Here is a 16,565-nt window from a genome sequence, read left to right as displayed (position 1 = left end):
GCGCCCCGCCCCCCGGTCATATGCGCGTTCCCGGCCTCATGGCGCCGCGCCGATGGCGGGGATGCGCTCGTAGAGCAGGCGGGTGTAGTCGGACATGCCCGTCCACATGAAGGGCAGGAAGATCACCAGTGCCACGACGATGGCGATGATCTTCGGCACGAAGGACAGGGTCATTTCCTGAATCTGGGTCAGCGCCTGGACCAGCGAAATGGCAAGTCCGACGGTGAGCGCGACCAGCATCACCGGCGCGCCCAGCTTGAGCATCGTCCACAGCGCCTCGCGCCCGATATCGATTGCCTCGTTGGGCGTCATGGCCGGCCGGTCCGGAACTGAGGAAAAAGAAGCGGAAGACAGACGAGCGGAACGCAGACCAAAGCCGCGCTCAGATCGGCATGCGCATGATTTCCTGATAGGCGCCGATCACCCGGTCGCGGATCGCCACCACGGTCTGCAGCGAGGTCTCGGCAGCGGCCACCGAAGTCACCACGTCCTGAAGGCTGGCGGTGCCCGAAACCGCCTGCATCGCCGCCCGCTCCGACGCCTGCCCGGCCTTCATGCTCTGGCCGATGACGTCGCTCACCATGTCGGCGAAGGCGCCGGAAGCGCCGGTCCGGTCGCCGCCCTCGGTGCCAGGCGCCTTGATGCCGCGGGCGGCATTGGCGTAGGCGGCGGCAGCTGAGGCGAACTTGGCATCCATGGGTCTGTTCCGTCCGTGTTCGGGGCGCGCACCGGCCGGGGCCGGCGTCAGGTCAGGCGTCAGCGCAGCAGGTCGAGCGCGCGCTGCACCATCGTGCGGGTGGTCTCGATGACGCTGAGATTGGCCTCGTAGCCACGCTGCGCCTCGCGCATGTCGACCATTTCGACCACAGGGTTGACGTTGGGGCGGAGCACATAGCCGTTCTCATCCGCCGCCGGATGGCCGGGGTCGTATTCGCGATCGAAGGGTGACTGGTCCACCCCATAGCGCGATACCCGGACGGTGGGCAGGCCCAGCTCCTTGTTCAGTCCCTCGGCGAAACTGATCGTCCGGCGCCGGTAGGGCTCGGAGCCGGGCGTGGTTCCGGTGCTGTCGGCATTGGCGAGATTTTCCGCGACGATTCGCAGGCGCTCCGACTGCGCCTGCATGCCGGCCGCAGAGATCCGCGTGATCTTCATCAGGTCCATGAGGCAAGCCTCCCCTGGCCGATGTCAGCGTGACGACCCGTCATGGCCTCACCCTGCCCCGCCACCGCGCCCCAGCGCGGTGCGGATCATGTCCATATGCTTCTTGTAGAGGGTCGATGCAAGCGTGAACTGACTGGCATTGCCCGCCAGCTTCACGGCCTGATCCTCGATATTGATCTTGTTCTCGTCGATCGTGACTTCCAGCGGCTTGCGGTCCTCGGTCGCGCGATAGCCACCTTCGGCCACGGCAGGCGCCATATGGCCGGTTTTCGTCGCCGCCATCTGCAACTCGCCTGCCGACCCCATGGCGGCGCCGCCGCTGGTGGTGCTGCCGGTCATGCGAAGCCCCGAGGCCCGCTCGGCCATGGCGCCGAAATCGACCGGTTTCAGATCGCGCGCCTTATAGCCCGGCGTGTTCACGTTCGCTATGTTCTGGGCCAGCACCGCCTGACGTTCGGTCAGCCAGCCCATCCGCTTCTTCAGGGAAGAGAACAGCGGTATGCGCGTTATGTCCATCGTCTGGCCCGGTCCGATCGGATATCTTCAGGAGGAGCGCAAGGCGGGCCGGCAGGGCCGGCAACCGGATCCGCCGACGGATCCGTTTCCGGATGCCGATCCCGCATCGTGGCAGGATGGTTGCCGCAGGATCAACAGGATATGCCGGCGGCCTTAAGGAAACGTAAAACCGCGAGGCCCGCGGATCAAGAGAAGGACGCGCGCGACAGATGCGCGCGCCGGCTGCAGAAGGCGGCGGGGCCGCGGAAATCGACGGTCCGGAACCGGCGGCAGCGCCCCGAGAGCGCCGTTCCGCCGGTGACGGTCCGCCGGAGATGGAAAGGGCGATCATGCTCTATCTGACCCGCAAGGTCGGTGAAGCGGTGGTGATCAACGACGAGATAGAGGTGACGGTCATCGAGGTGCGCGGCAAGACCGTGCGGCTCGGCCTGACCTTCCCCACCGACGCGACCGTACTCAGACGCGAGGTCTATGACCGGGTCCAGGCCGAAAACCGCGCGGCGCTGGGCCTGGACATAGCCGGGCAGACCGGCGCGCCGGAAGACGTGCCGGCCTTCGTGACCCGCGGCCCCGCGCCCGACGAGGCCGGCTGAGCGAAGGTCTGTCGCGATCCCGGCGCCCGGCCCGGCTCTTTGACCGGCTCTCTGAGTTGCTTATGGGCCTGGAAGGGATCATCATGAAATCTGTTGCCAGACGACGGCCCCTGTCTGCCAGACGACGGGCTGTGTCAGCCTGACGGGATGATCCGAGATGACCGAGAAGCAGCCACGCCAGGTGGCGGTGGCCCTTGGCTTCGATCCGACCGGCGGCGAGGTGCCCAAAGTGCTGGCGGCCGGTCACGGCGCCCTTGCCGAAAAGATCCTCGCCATGGCCTTCGCTTCGGGGATCCCCGTCCGGCGGGATGCCGATCTGGCAGCGATCCTTGAGGCACTGGAGCCGGAAAGCCCGATCCCGCCGGCCGCCTTTGCGGCGGTCGCGGAGATTCTGGCCCATCTCTACCGCCTGAACGGCAGCCTGGGCGGCGGTGGCCGCTGAACGACCTGTATACCGACGGAGGACGACGGGTGATGACGCCTGATCAGGGCGACGACGATCGCGAAACCGGCCTTGGAGACATCCAGAATCCGGTGGCGGCGCTGGATGCCATCGCCGCCGAGATTTCTGTCGCCCGCGAAATGCTGGCCCGCGGCGATGCCGTGAACCTGCACAGCATGGAGGTGCGGGTCACCCGGTTCTGCGCGCATCTGGCGAGCCTGCCGCCCGGCAGCGGCCAGGCGATACGCTCGCGCATGCTGGGTCTGATCGACGCGCTGAACGTTCTGGAGCGCGAGATGCGTCAGGTCTTCGATGAAACCGCCCGCGAGATGGGCGGATTCTCTGCCCGCCAGCGCGCCACGGCCGCCTATGGCCGCACCGGCAATCGCTGAACCAGCCCGGCGCTGGACCAGTCTGGCGCTGAACCAGGCTGGCAGCTCAGCCCCCGCCTTCCCGTCCCCGAACTTCCGGACCGGCTTGCATGACGTTTAACGACATTCTCCAGATGATCGCCGGGCTGGCGCTCGTGGCCGGGCTGATCGGGCTTGTCGCCCTGGCGATCCGCCGCTGGGGCGACCGGGCGGGTGCCCCCGCCCGCGGCCGCCGGCTTGCGCTGGTCGAAAGCCGGCAGATCGATCCCAAGCGGCGCCTGGTGCTGATCCGCCGCGATGATGTGGAACATCTGCTGCTGATCGGCGGCGACGGCGATCTGGTGATCGAGCGCGGGATCGAGGTGCCGGAGATGGCCGCTGCACCGGCCCCCTTGCGCGGCGTCGAACCCGCCTTCCGCCCCACGGCCACCCCTGTCGCCGCCCGCGATTACCCCGACGACGACGAGGACGATGAGCCGGTGCTGCGCGTGGACCGCCGCGGCACCGAGCGGCGGCGCGGCTTCCCGCCTCAGCCGGGGCGGCGGATCCCGCCGGAGTTGGACCGGTGAAGCAGAGGGTGCGGCAGCGGGCCGCACGACTGGCCGGTCTCGTCGTTCCTGGTCTGCTGATGGCGCTGGCCTTCAGCCACACGGCTCTTGCCCAATCGGTGACGGTCGATCTGGGCGCCGAGGATCCGGGCGGTTTTACCGGCCGGATCGTTCAGCTCGTCACCCTGGTCACGGTGCTGTCGCTGGCACCGGGCCTGCTGGTGGCCGTTACCTCCTTCACCCGCATCGTGGTGGTGCTGTCGCTGTTGCGCAGCGCGCTGGGTGTGCAGCAGACACCGCCCAATGCGGTGCTGATCGGTCTTGCCATGTTCCTGACCGGTTTCGTGATGACCCCCACTTTCGAGCGCGCCTGGACCGAGGGCGTCGCCCCTCTGGTGGCCGAGGACATCACCGAAGAGGAAGCCTTCGACCGGATCTCCGCACCGTTTCGCGACTTCATGACCGCCCATGTCGGCGAGCGCGAGCTGACGGCCTTCGTGGACATGGCTGCCCTCGATCCGGAACCGGCCTCGGTAGAAGATGTCCCCCTTCAGGTGCTGGTGCCGGCCTTCATGGTCAGCGAGCTTCGCCGCGCTTTCGAGATCGGCTTCCTGGTCTTCCTGCCCTTCCTGATCATCGACATGCTGGTGGCATCGCTGCTGATGTCCATGGGCATGATGATGCTGCCGCCGGTGATGATCTCGTTGCCGTTCAAGCTGATCTTTTTCGTGCTGATCGACGGCTGGTCACTTATTGCCGGCAGTCTGGTGCGTAGTTTCGCAAGCTGAACCCCCTTGGACGGGGCCTCGACCTTTCGATCCGCCATGCAATATGCATCGGGACCTGATACGTTGCAGACGATGCACGTCGAGAGGCTCGGTGTATGCACAAAGACAACAAATGCCACGACAGGTTTCCGTCGCCGGAACGTAGCTGTTTTGCCAGATACGCGATCAGCATCTGCCTGGTCATGTTCATGTTGCAGGGCCCAGCAGCCGCGGAACGCATGGAAATTTCGGCGCCCGTGTCCCGCATCGGCGATGCTGATGGCGGGCTGACAGTGTCCCTTCAGGCCATCTCCGACGGCAGCGGCGCCCTGGAGATGACAGCCTGGGCGTCTCCGCGTCTTCTGGGTGATCATGCACAAACCAATTCTATTGCACTGTTGACTGACGATCATGGTGCGGTCATTCAGCAGGCTGCTTTCTCTTGCCGTCGCCGTGTGCAGACGCTGGCTAAAATACAGAACAACACCTGCCAGGAACGCTATACAGTCAGTCGCGACGCCCTGAATCGGGCAACCTATCTGTTCATATTCAACACATTCTGTGTCTGGCGGCAGACGGGCGGCAAAACGATCAGAGTTACCGGATGTGTTACCGAGGGTGACACAGTCGAACAGACCACCACCTTTTTAGCCCAGACCCTTCCGGGTCTTGTGAGAGAGGGGTCGGTTGCACCGGGCGACCGGATCACGGCGGGCGACTGGCGAGGGATACGACTCCGTTGACGGCCGACTGAGCGTCAGCGTCCGGCGGCCAGGCCTGCCAGGGCCGCAACCAGATCAGCCCCAAGTCCCGGCACGGCAAGAGGGCGCAACATCGCCCCCGGCAGGAGCGGCAGGCCAAGCCCTGCCGGGGCACGCGGAATATCGTCATACCGGCCGATATCCGGCACGGCGGCAATGCCAAGGCCGGCCGACAGCGCCGCCGCCAGGGATCGTGCGTCGGTTGCCTCATGCACCAGCCGCCAGCGCCGCCCGGCCCGGCCAAGGGCCATGATCGCCGCCTGCCGGAAGATGCAGGGGGGACGGAAGGCGATCAGCGGCAGTGCAGCGCCGCCTGCCGGGTTCCCCCCCTCCCCGCGCCAGTCGATGGCGATCGGCAGGGCGCCCTCCTGCACGACCTCGGGGCGCCCCTCCGTCACGATGGCCAGCGGCAACGCCAGATCAAGCTCGCCCGCAGCAATCTCTGCCGCCAGCTGAGCGTTATGGGTGATGCGCAGATCCAGACCGGTCCCCGGGCGCAGCCGTGCCACCTCGGCGACCAGTCGGCCCAGGATCTCGTCGCTGGCATGCTGGTGAATGCCCAGCCGCAGCGTGGCCGGCAGGTCTTCCAGCCCCAGCATGTCCGCCACCAGCCCGTCATGCAGCGCAATCAGCCGCCGCGCCTGCTCGGCCAGCCGTTCCCCGGCCGCCGTCGGCTGCGGCGGCTGGCTTCGGCCGGGAGAGGCCCGCTGAATCAGCCGGTGGCCCAGCAGATCTTCCAGTCGACGGATCTGCTGGCTGACAGCCGGCTGGGTCCGGCCAAGCAGGCTTGCGGCCCTGGCAAAACCGCCGGCGTCGAGCACGGTCAGAAAACAGCGCAGCAGGGTGATGTCGAGATCGGGGCGGATCATCCGGCGGCCTGTGCTGAAGAGAACCTATAACAGAGCGTGATAAGGTGGATCACGCCATTCGATTTTACAAGCGCTTACCTTGGGAACCACACTGCGCGTGTTCTCCATCGGGCAGCGCTGCACAGGCGCCCGCCCCGCGCTTCCGAGGCTGCGCCATGATCCGCACCGCATCGCATACCCGGTCCCCCATCCTCCCCCTGGCCGACCGGATGATGCCGGCAGGCTTCGTTCTGCTGTGGAGCACCGGCTATATCGGCGGGGCGATCGCACTCGGCGGGCTGGAACCGCTGACCATGAGCGTCATCCGCTTCGCCCTCGCCACCCTGGTGATGGCCGGTATCGTCGCCGTCCTGCGCATCCGGCGGCCGGCGCGGCCGATGCTGCTGATCCATGCGGCCATCACCGGCCTGCTGATGCACGGCCTGCAGTTCGGCGGGCTTTATGGCGGCATGGCCGCCGGTGTGCCGGCGGGTACGGCGGCGCTGATCATGGGGCTGATGCCGGTGGTGGTGACGGTGGCCGCGGGGCCGTTTCTGGGCGAATGGCCGGGGCGGCGGCATCTGGCGGGGCTGGCGCTCGGGGTAGCCGGTGTCGGGCTGGTCGTGGGGCCGCGCCTGGGTGATCCGGGCCAGGCACCGCTCCACGCCTATCTGCTGGTGGCGGCCGGGCTCGCCGGCCTTTCCTTCGGCTCGCTCTGGCAGAAGCGCTTCTGCGCCGGGCTGGACCTCCGGCTTGCCGGCATGGTGCAGACGGCGGCCGGCGGGCTGATCCTGGTGCCGGCCGCCCTGCTGCTGGAAACCGGCCACATGGTCTGGACGGCAGAAGTGACCGGCGCGGTCGTCTGGCTGGCCCTGGTGAATTCGATCGCGGCGATCGCGATCCTGGGTGTGCTGATGCGCCGCGGCGCTGCGGCCCGGGCAGCCGGGCTGTTCTTCCTGGTGCCCTCCGCCACCGCGATCATGGCCTGGCTGCTGCTGGGCGAGCCGGTCACCCCCCTGATGCTGGCAGGCATCGCGCTCTCGGCGGCAGGGGTGCGGCTCGGTCGCAGCTGATCCGGTCAGATGACGGTCATGCCGCCGTCGACCGTCAGGGCGTGGCCCAGCACGAAGGCCGCGTCGTCCGAGGCGAGGAAGACCACCGTATTGGCGATCTCCTCCGCCTCCCCCACCCGGCCGATCGGGTGCATGGCGGCCATCAGCGGCTCGTGATCGGGCCGGCGGTCCACCGCACGGGCCATCATGTCGGTGCGGATGACGCCGGGGCAGACGGCATTGATCCGGATGCCCTTGCGGCCGTTCTCGACCGCCGCGCTTTTGGTCATGCCCAGGACCGCATGCTTGCTGGCGGCGTAGAGCGCGCGGCCCGGCGCACCGATCAGCCCGGCGACGGAAGCCGTGTTGATGATCGCCCCGCCGCCCGGGCGCCCCAGCATGTGGTCCAGCTCGTGCTTCATGCACAGCCACACGCCCTTGACGTTCACATCCATCAGGCGCTGATAAGTCTCCTCGTCGCTGCGGACCAGCGGGCCGGTCTCGATCTCGATGCCGGCATTGTTGAAGGCGATGTCCAGCCGCCCGAAGCGCTCTACGGCCTGCGCCACCATGGCCGCGACCTGATCGCCATGGCGGACATCTGCCGCCAGCCCGAAGGCCTCCCCGCCACCGGCAATGATCGCCTCAGCGGTCGCCGCGGCGGCCGCGGCATCGATATCGGCCACGCAGACCCGCGCCCCTTCGCGGGCGAAAGCATGTGCGGTGGCACGACCGATCCCCGCGCCGCCGCCGGTCACCAGCGCGGCCTTCCCTGACAGGCGCTGCGTCATCCTGTTCCTCCCGTCTTATCGTTATGGTTGGTCGTCGTCGTGGTTCAGGCGGCCTGATGGGGGGTGGCCTGATGCGGCCAGAGCAGTTGCTCCAGCAACAGCGTCATGCTCTGCCGCACGGGCTCTGCCGACCGCTCCAGCTTCATGCGCAGCAGCGCACCTTCCCAGGCATCCCAGATCAGCCCGGACAGAAGCCCGGCCGACAGATCACGGCGCAGCTCCCCGGCCGCCTGTCCTTCACGGATCAGCCCGGCCAGACGGCCGCGCCAGGCCAGATGCGCCGCCTGCAGGGCCTCGCGGCAGAGGTCGCTCGACAGCGTGATCTCTGCCGCCAGGTTGCCCATCAGGCAGCCCGGCCGGTCCGGCGTGCGCTCATGCCAGGCGATCATCTCGTTGAAGACATGGGCGATGGTGGCCTTCGCCCCCGGCGGTGCGGCGGCGACCATCGCATGCCACGACCGCTGCAGGTGGTCGCCATACTGGTCGATCACCGCAACGGCAAACGCTTCCTTGCTGGGAAAGTGATTGTAGAACGAACCCTTGGGAACACCGGCGGTTTCGGTGATCTGAAGGATGCCGGTGGCGTTGTAGCCCTCACGCCAGAACAGGTCGCGCCCCGCCTTCAGCAGACGGTTGGGGATGTCGGTACTGTCCTTGGTTCGCGGCATGGCGGTGCCCCCGGGCGCGGAAGGATGGCAAAATAATATGACCGGTCATTTCAGATCGTCAAGCAGCACCGCCGCCACGAGGATTCCGGCCCTAACCCATTCGCGGAATGGCAAAACCCGGATCCTGGCCGGCCGTCAGCGGCGCGGTGATCAGATCGGCGAGTTCCAGCAACGCCGCACGCACGGGCCTGAAGCCGCCGTCCTCCGCCTCGATCAGAAGCCCGGCATCCAGCAGGGCATCCAGCACCTCCGAGGGACCCGGCGGCCGGCCTTCTGCCGCCGCCGTCAGAAGGTCGATCGCCCCGGGCAGGGCCAGGGCCGCAAAGGCCCGACTGGTGACAGCCCCGGTCATCGGCAGGTCCTCCCGCTTGCCAGGTCAGCTCTCCGCCAGCGGCTGGCGGCAGCGCACGACCTCGTAAAGCATGATGCCGGTGGATACCGCGAGGTTGAGGCTGTCGGCCCGGCCCAGCATCGGAATCTTCACCGTCCGGTCGCAGGCCGCCACCATCTGCGGCGGCAGACCGGATTGCTCATTGCCCATCATCAGCAGCAGCGGCGGCCGGTAGTCGACCAGCCGGTAATCCACCGCGGCTGTGAGGGCGGTACCGACCACCGTGCCGGTCCAGCCGCGGCGCCAGGCCAGGAAGGCCGCCATCGGGGCGCGCACGATGCGGTTGACGAACAGCGAGCCCATGGTCGCACGAACCGCTTCCACCGACCAGGGGTCGCAGGTGTCGCCGACCAGGATGACCCCCGCCCCCTTCACCGCATCCAGCGTGCGCAGCACCGTGCCCAGATTGCCGGGATCCTTGATCCCTTCCAGCACCACCCAAAGCGCGCCCGGTTCCGGCCGGACGTCGTCGAGGCTGAATTCCCGGCGGCGGAAGGCGCCGATCACCGTCTGCGGATTGTCTCGCCGGGCGATCTTGACCAGCACCTCCGGTGTCACCTCCAGCGCCCGGGCACCGGTGCCGGCAATCAGCTTCGCCAGCCTGCGCCCCGGCGGCAGGTCGCGCAGCCGCTCGACAAACACCACCTCGTCCAGCGTGAAACCCAGCTCCACGCCTTCGATCACCGCACGCAGCCCCTCCACCAGGAACAGCCCCGTGGCCTCGCGGTTCTTCTTGAGGTGAAGCCCGGCCAGACGCTTCACCGCCGGGTTGGACAGGCTGCTCACCGGCTTCGCATCAATGTCCAGGGTCATGTGTCAGGCTCCGCGAAAGGCGGCGGGCTCGGCCGCCAGCGCCGTATCGGACATCCAGCGGGCAAAGAGAGCGGTGGGCAGCACCCGGCCGGCGGACAGCTCGGCCGTGGCGATCTCGCCGCAGAAGACCCGCCCCTGCAACCGGCCCATGGTTTCGGTCATCAGCCCGGCCAGCGCCGCCGAGGTGAGGCGCGTGGCATAGGCGGTCAGGATCACGAACATGGCGTCAGCCGCAGTCACCGCCGCGACATCGGCCAGGATCGGCGGCAGGTCGTCGAACAGCTTCCAGACCTCGCCCTTGGGGCCACGGCCGTATTTGGGCGGGTCGAGCAGGATGCCGTCATAGGTATTGCCGCGCCGGACCTCGCGGGCCAGGAAGCGGCGGGCATCTTCGACCAGCCAGCGGATCGGCAGGTCGTCCAGGCCGGCCGCGGCCTGGTTTTCCCGCGCCTGATGGATCGCCTTCTTCGAGGCATCGACATGCACCACCTCGGCTCCGGCTGCGGCCGCCAGCAGCGACGCGACACCGGTATAGCCGAAGAGGTTGAGCAGCCTTGGCGGCGGGCCGCCGGCCGCGACCCGCGCCCGGATGCGTGGCAGCATCCAGGCCCATTGCGTCGCCTGTTCGGGAAAGAAGCCCAGATGCCGGAAGGGCGTGAAGCGGCCGAGGAAGCCGACGCCGTCAAAGCTCATCGGCCAGGTTTCGGGCATGTCGTCGCGGGCGAAGCGCCAGCGGCCGCCCTCGTCTTCCGAGGTCCGGTCGGCATCGAACATCGCATCCGCCCGGTCCCATTCGGCCTCGTCGAGTGCCGGGCTCCACATCGCCTGAGGCTCGGGCCGGATCACGGTCATCCGGCCGGCACGCTCCAGCTTGCGGCCATAACCGCTGTCGAGCAGGGCATAATCGGCCCAGCCCTCGGTGATCATCAGCTCGGGCGATGGCCAGGCAGGATTGCGGGAGAGATCAGACGACGCGGACAAGATGCGGACGAAGCTCCGGCACGGAAAGGAAATGCGATCCCGGCCCCGGATGGGCCGGAACGGGAGGCGCGCATCCTAAAGCCTCGCCGCAGCAGACGGAACCGCAAAGCGGCAGCCCCGGCCACAGCTGCCGATCAGTTGATCGTGCTCAGGCGCTGGGTCGCGACCTGCTGGCGATAGGCGGCAAGGAAGCTTTCGTAGCTGCCGACCTGAGAGAGGGCCGCGCGGAAATCGGCACTTTCGGCACGCGCGATGGGATCGGTCACGAAGCGGAAGGCGCCGGCAACGGTGGTCTCTGCCATGCGAGAGCCCAGTTTCTGGCGCAGCTCGCGGCGCAACTCATCATTGCCGGCCAGCACGGCCGCAACCGCCGCCTTCAACGCCTCGCGCGCCGTGACGTCATCCACCCGCGCATCGGGGCGGTTCATCACCGGCTCGATGACGCGGCGATAAGCGGTTGCGGCATCGCCCCATTTCTCCTGAGCCCAGTTGAACTCGGCACGGAGCCGGCGGGCTTCGGCACCGTCATCGCCCTGGATCGCCGCGAAGGCGCCCGGGTATTCGCCCAGATCGGCAAGGGCGCGTGCCTCCAGCCGCTGGCGCTGTTCGACCAGCGCCGGGGTCATGTCGGCGGTGATGCTGTCCTGCAGGGCCTGGCGCGCGCCGGCCGGGTCGTTGTCGAGCAAACGGATCAGCGCCAGCCGGGCGCCGACCCGCGACTTGTCGGCGCCGTTCAGCCGGAAGGCCACCTGATGGCGGAGCAGTTCCGAGGCCTCGTCGAGCAGATCGACCGCGGCCAGCTTGTCGGCCATGATCCGGATCATCTCGTCGCCGCGCTCTCCCACCGGGGTCAGCTCGCGATAATCGTAGAACAGCGCCAGCGCGTCCAGCGGTGCCAGTTTCGACGCGCCGCCATCGACGAACAGCCACGAGAAAGTGTCGCTCATCCGCCTGGCCAGCGTCGCCGATTGCTGGGCGTCGGGATAGTAGGTCACGGCCTCCTTCCAGGCGGCGAGCGCATCGTGATAATTGCCGGCCTTCTCGTGCATCTCGCCCAGAAGCTGAAGCATCTGCAGCTCGATCTCGTCGCCGCGCCAGTCAAAGCGCAGCTTATCGATCGCTGCCGCCCCGTCGGCTGCGGTGATCGCGCCGGTCTCCACCTCGGTCTGGATCTGCGCCAGGCGGGCCAGAACCGAAACCCTGCGATCGATGCCCTGGTCGGCGATGGCGCGCCAGCGGCCGATCGCCGCCTCGGGATTGCCGGCCGCCTTGTCGGCCAGCCCCGACAGATAATCGGTCATCGCCCGGTCTGACGGCGACAGGTTCATCGACGACAGGTTGTCGAGGATCTCCCGGCCGATCTCCAGCCGGCCGCTGGTCAGCGCAGACTGGCCGATCTGGACCAGCATCCGCACCCTGAGCGCTTCCGGGAAATCGGCCGGCACTTTCACGCCGCCCGAGGCATACTCGCCCACCTGCTGATGGCGTTCCCGTCCGGCAGCCACCGCCGCGCGCCACAGCGCATAGCCGGGGTCCTGGTCGAAGCGCGGATCGTTGAAGGCGGTCTCGGCCTCGTCGTAATGCCCCTGCATATAGGCCGCAGCGCCCTTCAACGCCACCACATCCACCCGGTCGGCAACACCCGGCTCCAGTGCGATCGCGGTTTCGATCACCCCGGATGCCTCGGCCGCGAAACCGTTGGCCAGCAGAAAACGGGCAAGCGTCAGACGCGGGCCCGTGCGCAGCGGCGGCGCCACCGACACGATGGCCTGTTGCAGGGCCTGGCGGGTTTCGGTGATCAGATCGGGGGTGCGCACCCAGCGGGCGAAATCGAACGGGTCGCGCCCGCCGATCGCCATTTCGGTCATCAGCCGGGCCGCCTCGGAATCGTCTTCCTGCACGGGTGCGGCGGGCGCCGGCGGCAGGGCGGCGGGCGCCAGCGCCTCGGCCGAAATCGGCAGACCGCCGCCGCCGCCGATCTCCACGCCGTCGCGGCGGCTGGCAACCGGCAGGGCATCGGGGCGCGGCCGGATCGCGACGCCCTGCGCGGTCTCCAGCAGTTCGAACGGCACGAATTGCCGCGTCGGCACCACCCCGCGCGAGGACGCACGGATGGGCACCAGAATCATGCGGATGCCCGAGACGGGGTCGGTGACGTTGAGCGGCGCGGCACCGTCGCTGCCATCCACAACCAGCCCGCCGGTCGTGCCGCCGGCCACCGTCAGCGGCTGGTCGGGCAAGGGGGCATCTTCCAGCAGCCGCACCCGCCAGATCCCCTCATCGCGGCGGACATGCGGCCTGAGCCCCGGCCGGGTGTCGAGCCGGAGCACCAGCGCCCGGTCGGGATTGTCGACCACCAGCACCCGTTCGATCTGCCCCGCCGAGGGCCCGGTCATGCTTTCGGTGACGACATTGGCGGGACGGTCGAAGGCGATCCAGACCGCGTCATAGGCCGCGAACACCGCCGCGGCCGGGGCATTGCCGCCCCAGTCGAAATCGATCATCACGCCGCGATCGGCAGGCGTGGTGGTGATGACCACACCCGACGCCTCGGTGCTGCCGGTGCCGGCCTGGTAGCCGGGCAGCACCCCTGGCAGCCCACCCGCAGCAGCCGGGGTGTCGCCTGCATCCGTCGGCAAGGCTCCGGGAGCGGCAGGGCCGGCAGGCTGGCCGGTCCCCGGCGCAGCCGGGCCGGATGTCGCACCGGGTGCGGTCTGGATCTGGACAGGCGGCACCGGGCCTTCGGGTGCGGCCGGCCCGGGCGTGGCCGGGTTCTGACCGACCAGGGTGGCGATGTCGGCGATGGGCTCCCGCCCGGCGGCACGTGCCGCGGCGTCGGCGGGCTCGTAGATATCGATCACCACGCGGTTGCCGACATAGAAATGGCGGATGCGGGCATCGGCCTTCACGGTAAAGCCGGCCGCGGTGCGACCATCGCCGGTTTCCACCGCCGCCGCGGCGACATAGCGGCCAAGACGCACCGGCACGTCGGTGACATCGATGGTCACCGGTTCCTGAAAGACGACGGTGAGGGCGTTGCCCTCCACCTTCACGTCATAGCCCACACGGCCCGTCCAGTCGAAGACGATGCGGCCGAAATTGGGGTGCAGGCCTGTGCGGACACGGATCAGGGGCAGCGTCTGCGCAGCCGCGCCACCCGACGGGGGTGCAGCGGCAGCCGGCACCTGCTGGGCAAAGGCACGGGGTGGCATCGACGGCAGGCACAACCCTGCCGCCACCGCCAGCGCGACCGCCAGTCGCGTTACCGGCCCGTACCCTCCCTTCAGATCCCTCACGATCCGAAGCCCTCCGCTTCCGGTTCGTCGATCAGCACGTCGACCCGCCGGCTCTTTGCATAGCGTTCGGTCCTGGGCAGGCGGATGTCGACATCGTCGAACCGCGACGACCCGTGACCATAGACCGCTATCGTCTTCGTGTACCCGCTCTGGCGCAAGGCCCGTGCGACCGATGCGGCACGATCGATCGACAGCTCCCAGTTGGATGGATAGCGGTCGCTCTGAATCTGGATCGGATCGGTATGGCCCTCGACACTCACCCGGTTGGCGAAGACCGACAGGCTTTCGCCCAGCAGAAACAACACCCGTCGCGCGCCCGGCACCAGCTCGGCGCTGCCCGGCGGGAACAGGCTGTCGGCCGGCAGGGACAGCACCACCCGGCCGTTCTCCCGCCGCAGTTCCAGATCCGGGATCCGTTCGGCCATCGGCAGCTGGGCCAGTTTGGCCGTCATGATCCGGCGCAGATAGTCAAGATCAACCGCACGCGGGATCAGCACGCTGGGCATGTCGACCGAGGCCGAGGGCCGGGGCGCCGGCACCGCCTGGGTCAGGTTCAGCCGCGCGCCGAGCGAGCTTGCGATCTCCTGGAAACGGTCGTCCTGAAGGGAGGACATGGCGAACAGCATCACGAAAAAGGTCAGCAGCAGCGAGACCAGATCCGCAAAGGTGTACATCCAGTCCGATTTGGCCGGCTCGCCACGGACCGGGGCGTCATCATCGCCCGGGCCGCCCCGGTCGTCGAATCCAGTCATTGCGCCGCTCCCCCGCCCCGCGGGTCGATCTGCGGCGGTGACCCGGCGCGGAACTCGATCACCAGGTCAGGGGAGCTGTGATCCCCGACGCCGGTCGCCAGGATGCGGTCCGGCATGCCGAAGGCAACGGCCGTGCGGGCCAGCACCCCGGCACGGAGCAGGGATTGCCGGTCGACATCGCCGCCCGGGCCGCGGGGCAGGCCGAAGGTCACCTCGCGCACTTCGGGTCCGCGGGTGGACAACAGGTCGCTGACCCGGTTGAGCAGGTCGGAAACCCGCGGCCGGACCCGGGGCTCGCCTTCGGTGAAGACCTCGTCCATCGGCACGCGCACCTGCAGCACGTTTCCATTGTCGAAGGCCTGCACCCGGGCACGCGGGATAGCCGCCTGTAAGAGTTCGAACAGGGCGGTGCGGAAAGCTTCCGAGATGTTTCCGGGTCCGTAGAGGATCGCGATCCGGTCGAGCCGACCGTCGGTCGCGGTCGACGAGGCGAAAGTCGACTGCAGGCTGTCGACCGTCGACTGAACCTTCTCCTCGCTGACCTTGGAGATGACGTTCAGCATGATGAAGAAGGACAGGAGAATGAGGTAGAGCCCCAGATACAGGGCAACGTTGCCGTCGGCGTGCCGCCGCTCAGGGCGTGGCGCCTCATCCTCCATTCCCCGTCTCCCTCAGCTTTCCGCCGATCGCAGCATCTGAGCCTCTGGTCTCAATCGAACAGTGCGTCGATGTCTTCCTGGCGGATGGCATCGTCGTTCGACGCCGGCCCTTCCAGGGTCTGATCGTCATCGACGCGCGAGACCACGTCCTTCCAGGTCTTGTGCGACGGGTCGGCCGGGGCCTTCTCCGCCTCGCCCATATCGCCGAAGACCGAGATCATGGCGTCGATCTTGATCTCGATATACTTCAGCGTCTTGACGACCTTGCCGATGCGCTGGCCGGTCACGTCCTGGAAGTTGCAGGCCTCGTAGATACGGGTCACCTGATCCCGCATCCGGTCGGCCGCCTCGCCCTCCATGCCATCGAGCGCGTTCTCGATCGTCTCGACCGCGTCCAGAATATTGCTGGTCGCAACCTCGGTCGCGCCAACGATGGCATCCAGTTCGTCGGTGGCCGACGGGATGTGATCGGTCCGGATCTCATGCGGGCTCAGCTCGGCGATTTCAAGCTTGGCACGCTGAATATAGGTCGCGAGTTCGTTCAGCTCGCCATAGAGCTGCAGCTCCTGGGCGGTGATGTCGCCATCCATCGTGCCGAGCAGCGCCTCGACCACTTCGGTCACTTCCGAGAGCTGCACGTTCTCGCCGCGTTCGGCACGCAGCGAATCGATACGCTGCTGCAGGTCGGCACGCAGATTGCCTTTGACGTTCATAGCACGGTGCTCCCGATGAGCCTGCGAAAGGACCGGAACCCGCCTGAGATCAGAACGGCCCGAGGACCGCAACAAGCTTCGACTTGAGCGTCTCGGCGTTGAACGGCTTCACGATATAGTTGTTGACGCCGGCTTCCTTCGCCGCCAGCACGTTCTCGGTCTTGCTTTCAGCCGTGATCATGATGAAGGGAGTATCCTTCAGCTTCACGTCCTTGCGCACTTCCTTGAGCAGCTGGAGACCGGTCATCGGCTCCATGTTCCAGTCGGAGATGACCAGCCCATACTTCTTCTCGCGCAGCTTGCGCAGGGCCATGCCGCCGTCGGTCGCCTCGTCGACGTTCACGAAGTCGAGCTGCTTCAGCAGGTTACGGATGATCCGCAGCATCGTCTTGTAATCGTCGACGATCAGGATCGGCATGTTGAGGTCGACACTCATAAG

22 protein-coding genes are annotated in these 16,565 nt (G+C 67.7%); 7 read left to right on the top strand and 15 right to left on the bottom strand.

Translation table 11 applies throughout. The features are described from left to right. Positions 1-36 precede the first annotated feature (36 nt). The 4 genes from fliQ to P7L68_RS13610 all read right to left on the bottom strand — a co-directional run bounded on the left by fliQ (position 37) and on the right by P7L68_RS13610 (position 1,680). Entirely contained in the window at positions 37-312 is a 276-nt protein-coding gene (fliQ, locus tag P7L68_RS13625; RefSeq protein WP_062766183.1) for a flagellar biosynthesis protein FliQ, read from the bottom strand. Positions 313-382: 70 nt separating this feature from the next. Continuing rightward, positions 383-697, bottom strand: a complete 315-nt coding sequence (locus P7L68_RS13620) for a flagellar hook-basal body complex protein FliE (protein WP_372006179.1) — start codon at positions 695-697, stop codon at positions 383-385. Between the two features lie 59 nt (positions 698-756). Beyond that, positions 757-1,164 (bottom strand): flagellar basal body rod protein FlgC, encoded by a 408-nt coding sequence (gene flgC, locus P7L68_RS13615; RefSeq protein ID WP_372006178.1) that lies wholly within the window; start codon positions 1,162-1,164, stop codon positions 757-759. A 48-nt stretch (positions 1,165-1,212) separates the two neighbouring features. Next, positions 1,213-1,680 carry a flagellar basal body rod protein FlgB gene (locus P7L68_RS13610; RefSeq protein WP_372006177.1) on the bottom strand — a complete coding sequence of 156 codons (468 nt, stop codon included), beginning with the start codon at positions 1,678-1,680 and terminating at the stop codon, positions 1,213-1,215. Between the two features lie 329 nt (positions 1,681-2,009). Between P7L68_RS13610 and csrA the strand changes: the two genes are divergently transcribed. The 6 genes from csrA (at position 2,010) to P7L68_RS13580 (ending at position 5,144) form a co-directional block, all read left to right on the top strand. Further along, entirely contained in the window at positions 2,010-2,273 is a 264-nt protein-coding gene (gene csrA / locus P7L68_RS13605; RefSeq protein WP_372006176.1) for a carbon storage regulator CsrA, read from the top strand. A gap of 157 nt (positions 2,274-2,430) precedes the next feature. Beyond that, entirely contained in the window at positions 2,431-2,715 is a 285-nt protein-coding gene (locus tag P7L68_RS13600; RefSeq protein WP_372006175.1) for an EscU/YscU/HrcU family type III secretion system export apparatus switch protein, read from the top strand. Positions 2,716-2,747: 32 nt separating this feature from the next. Then, positions 2,748-3,107, top strand: a complete 360-nt coding sequence (locus tag P7L68_RS13595; protein ID WP_372006174.1) for a hypothetical protein — start codon at positions 2,748-2,750, stop codon at positions 3,105-3,107. 89 nt (positions 3,108-3,196) lie between these two features. Then, on the top strand, positions 3,197-3,655 hold the full coding sequence (locus tag P7L68_RS13590) for a FliO/MopB family protein (protein ID WP_372006173.1): 459 nt from the start codon (positions 3,197-3,199) through the stop codon (positions 3,653-3,655). Continuing rightward, positions 3,652-4,422, top strand: a complete 771-nt coding sequence (fliP, locus tag P7L68_RS13585) for a flagellar type III secretion system pore protein FliP (RefSeq protein WP_372006172.1) — start codon at positions 3,652-3,654, stop codon at positions 4,420-4,422. Before P7L68_RS13590 ends, fliP begins: the two co-directional genes overlap by 4 nt. 95 nt (positions 4,423-4,517) lie before the next feature. Then, positions 4,518-5,144: a hypothetical protein gene (locus P7L68_RS13580; RefSeq protein ID WP_372006171.1), complete on the top strand. Its 627-nt coding sequence runs from the start codon at positions 4,518-4,520 to the stop codon at positions 5,142-5,144. A gap of 14 nt (positions 5,145-5,158) precedes the next feature. Here P7L68_RS13580 and P7L68_RS13575 read toward each other — a convergent pair whose 3' ends face one another. After that, positions 5,159-6,031, bottom strand: a complete 873-nt coding sequence (locus P7L68_RS13575; RefSeq protein ID WP_372006170.1) for a LysR family transcriptional regulator — start codon at positions 6,029-6,031, stop codon at positions 5,159-5,161. Between the two features lie 155 nt (positions 6,032-6,186). Here P7L68_RS13575 and P7L68_RS13570 point away from each other — a divergent pair, with 155 nt between their 5' ends. Further along, complete coding sequence (locus P7L68_RS13570; protein WP_372006169.1) at positions 6,187-7,083, top strand: DMT family transporter; 897 nt, start codon at positions 6,187-6,189, stop codon at positions 7,081-7,083. Positions 7,084-7,088: 5 nt separating this feature from the next. Here P7L68_RS13570 and P7L68_RS13565 read toward each other — a convergent pair whose 3' ends face one another. The 10 genes from P7L68_RS13565 to P7L68_RS13520 form a co-directional block, all read right to left on the bottom strand. Then, positions 7,089-7,853, bottom strand: a complete 765-nt coding sequence (locus tag P7L68_RS13565) for an SDR family oxidoreductase (protein ID WP_372006168.1) — start codon at positions 7,851-7,853, stop codon at positions 7,089-7,091. Positions 7,854-7,897: 44 nt separating this feature from the next. Then, a complete protein-coding gene (locus tag P7L68_RS13560) occupies positions 7,898-8,521 on the bottom strand; it encodes a TetR family transcriptional regulator C-terminal domain-containing protein (RefSeq protein WP_372006167.1) in 624 nt (207 codons plus the stop codon). A 91-nt stretch (positions 8,522-8,612) separates the two neighbouring features. After that, on the bottom strand, positions 8,613-8,873 hold the full coding sequence (locus P7L68_RS13555) for a hypothetical protein (RefSeq protein WP_372006166.1): 261 nt from the start codon (positions 8,871-8,873) through the stop codon (positions 8,613-8,615). A gap of 24 nt (positions 8,874-8,897) precedes the next feature. Continuing rightward, a complete protein-coding gene (locus P7L68_RS13550; protein ID WP_372006165.1) occupies positions 8,898-9,725 on the bottom strand; it encodes a TrmH family RNA methyltransferase in 828 nt (275 codons plus the stop codon). A gap of 3 nt (positions 9,726-9,728) precedes the next feature. Beyond that, positions 9,729-10,706, bottom strand: a complete 978-nt coding sequence (locus tag P7L68_RS13545; RefSeq protein WP_372006164.1) for a class I SAM-dependent methyltransferase — start codon at positions 10,704-10,706, stop codon at positions 9,729-9,731. A gap of 134 nt (positions 10,707-10,840) precedes the next feature. Then, positions 10,841-14,002 carry a hypothetical protein gene (locus P7L68_RS13540; RefSeq protein WP_372006163.1) on the bottom strand — a complete coding sequence of 1,054 codons (3,162 nt, stop codon included), beginning with the start codon at positions 14,000-14,002 and terminating at the stop codon, positions 10,841-10,843. After that, complete coding sequence (locus P7L68_RS13535; protein WP_372006162.1) at positions 13,999-14,754, bottom strand: flagellar motor protein MotB; 756 nt, start codon at positions 14,752-14,754, stop codon at positions 13,999-14,001. Before P7L68_RS13535 ends, P7L68_RS13540 begins: the two co-directional genes overlap by 4 nt. Beyond that, positions 14,751-15,413 carry a flagellar motor protein MotB gene (locus P7L68_RS13530; protein ID WP_372006161.1) on the bottom strand — a complete coding sequence of 221 codons (663 nt, stop codon included), beginning with the start codon at positions 15,411-15,413 and terminating at the stop codon, positions 14,751-14,753. The genes P7L68_RS13535 and P7L68_RS13530 overlap by 4 nt, the downstream gene beginning before the upstream one ends. A gap of 50 nt (positions 15,414-15,463) precedes the next feature. Further along, positions 15,464-16,126: a protein phosphatase CheZ gene (locus P7L68_RS13525; protein ID WP_372006160.1), complete on the bottom strand. Its 663-nt coding sequence runs from the start codon at positions 16,124-16,126 to the stop codon at positions 15,464-15,466. A 49-nt stretch (positions 16,127-16,175) separates the two neighbouring features. Continuing rightward, positions 16,176-16,562 (bottom strand): response regulator, encoded by a 387-nt coding sequence (locus P7L68_RS13520; RefSeq protein ID WP_014744621.1) that lies wholly within the window; start codon positions 16,560-16,562, stop codon positions 16,176-16,178. Positions 16,563-16,565 lie beyond the last annotated feature (3 nt).

Source organism: Tistrella mobilis (assembly GCF_041468085.1).
Taxonomy (GTDB): Bacteria; Pseudomonadota; Alphaproteobacteria; order Tistrellales; family Tistrellaceae; genus Tistrella; species Tistrella mobilis_A.
Note: the sequence above shows the minus strand (reverse complement) of the source record. Positions and strands in the feature narration are given on the sequence as shown.

Coding starts and splice junctions, on each gene's coding strand:
- fliQ (WP_062766183.1), bottom strand. CDS start 312: ATGACGCCCAACGAGGCAATCGATATCGGGCGCGAGGCGCTGTGGACG.
- P7L68_RS13620 (WP_372006179.1), bottom strand. CDS start 697: ATGGATGCCAAGTTCGCCTCAGCTGCCGCCGCCTACGCCAATGCCGCC.
- flgC (WP_372006178.1), bottom strand. CDS start 1,164: ATGGACCTGATGAAGATCACGCGGATCTCTGCGGCCGGCATGCAGGCG.
- P7L68_RS13610 (WP_372006177.1), bottom strand. CDS start 1,680: ATGGACATAACGCGCATACCGCTGTTCTCTTCCCTGAAGAAGCGGATG.
- csrA (WP_372006176.1), top strand. CDS start 2,010: ATGCTCTATCTGACCCGCAAGGTCGGTGAAGCGGTGGTGATCAACGAC.
- P7L68_RS13600 (WP_372006175.1), top strand. CDS start 2,431: ATGACCGAGAAGCAGCCACGCCAGGTGGCGGTGGCCCTTGGCTTCGAT.
- P7L68_RS13595 (WP_372006174.1), top strand. CDS start 2,748: ATGACGCCTGATCAGGGCGACGACGATCGCGAAACCGGCCTTGGAGAC.
- P7L68_RS13590 (WP_372006173.1), top strand. CDS start 3,197: ATGACGTTTAACGACATTCTCCAGATGATCGCCGGGCTGGCGCTCGTG.
- P7L68_RS13580 (WP_372006171.1), top strand. CDS start 4,518: ATGCACAAAGACAACAAATGCCACGACAGGTTTCCGTCGCCGGAACGT.
- P7L68_RS13575 (WP_372006170.1), bottom strand. CDS start 6,031: ATGATCCGCCCCGATCTCGACATCACCCTGCTGCGCTGTTTTCTGACC.
- P7L68_RS13570 (WP_372006169.1), top strand. CDS start 6,187: ATGATCCGCACCGCATCGCATACCCGGTCCCCCATCCTCCCCCTGGCC.
- P7L68_RS13565 (WP_372006168.1), bottom strand. CDS start 7,853: ATGACGCAGCGCCTGTCAGGGAAGGCCGCGCTGGTGACCGGCGGCGGC.
- P7L68_RS13560 (WP_372006167.1), bottom strand. CDS start 8,521: ATGCCGCGAACCAAGGACAGTACCGACATCCCCAACCGTCTGCTGAAG.
- P7L68_RS13555 (WP_372006166.1), bottom strand. CDS start 8,873: ATGACCGGGGCTGTCACCAGTCGGGCCTTTGCGGCCCTGGCCCTGCCC.
- P7L68_RS13550 (WP_372006165.1), bottom strand. CDS start 9,725: ATGACCCTGGACATTGATGCGAAGCCGGTGAGCAGCCTGTCCAACCCG.
- P7L68_RS13535 (WP_372006162.1), bottom strand. CDS start 14,754: ATGACTGGATTCGACGACCGGGGCGGCCCGGGCGATGATGACGCCCCG.
- P7L68_RS13530 (WP_372006161.1), bottom strand. CDS start 15,413: ATGGAGGATGAGGCGCCACGCCCTGAGCGGCGGCACGCCGACGGCAAC.
- P7L68_RS13525 (WP_372006160.1), bottom strand. CDS start 16,126: ATGAACGTCAAAGGCAATCTGCGTGCCGACCTGCAGCAGCGTATCGAT.
- P7L68_RS13520 (WP_014744621.1), bottom strand. CDS start 16,562: ATGAGTGTCGACCTCAACATGCCGATCCTGATCGTCGACGATTACAAG.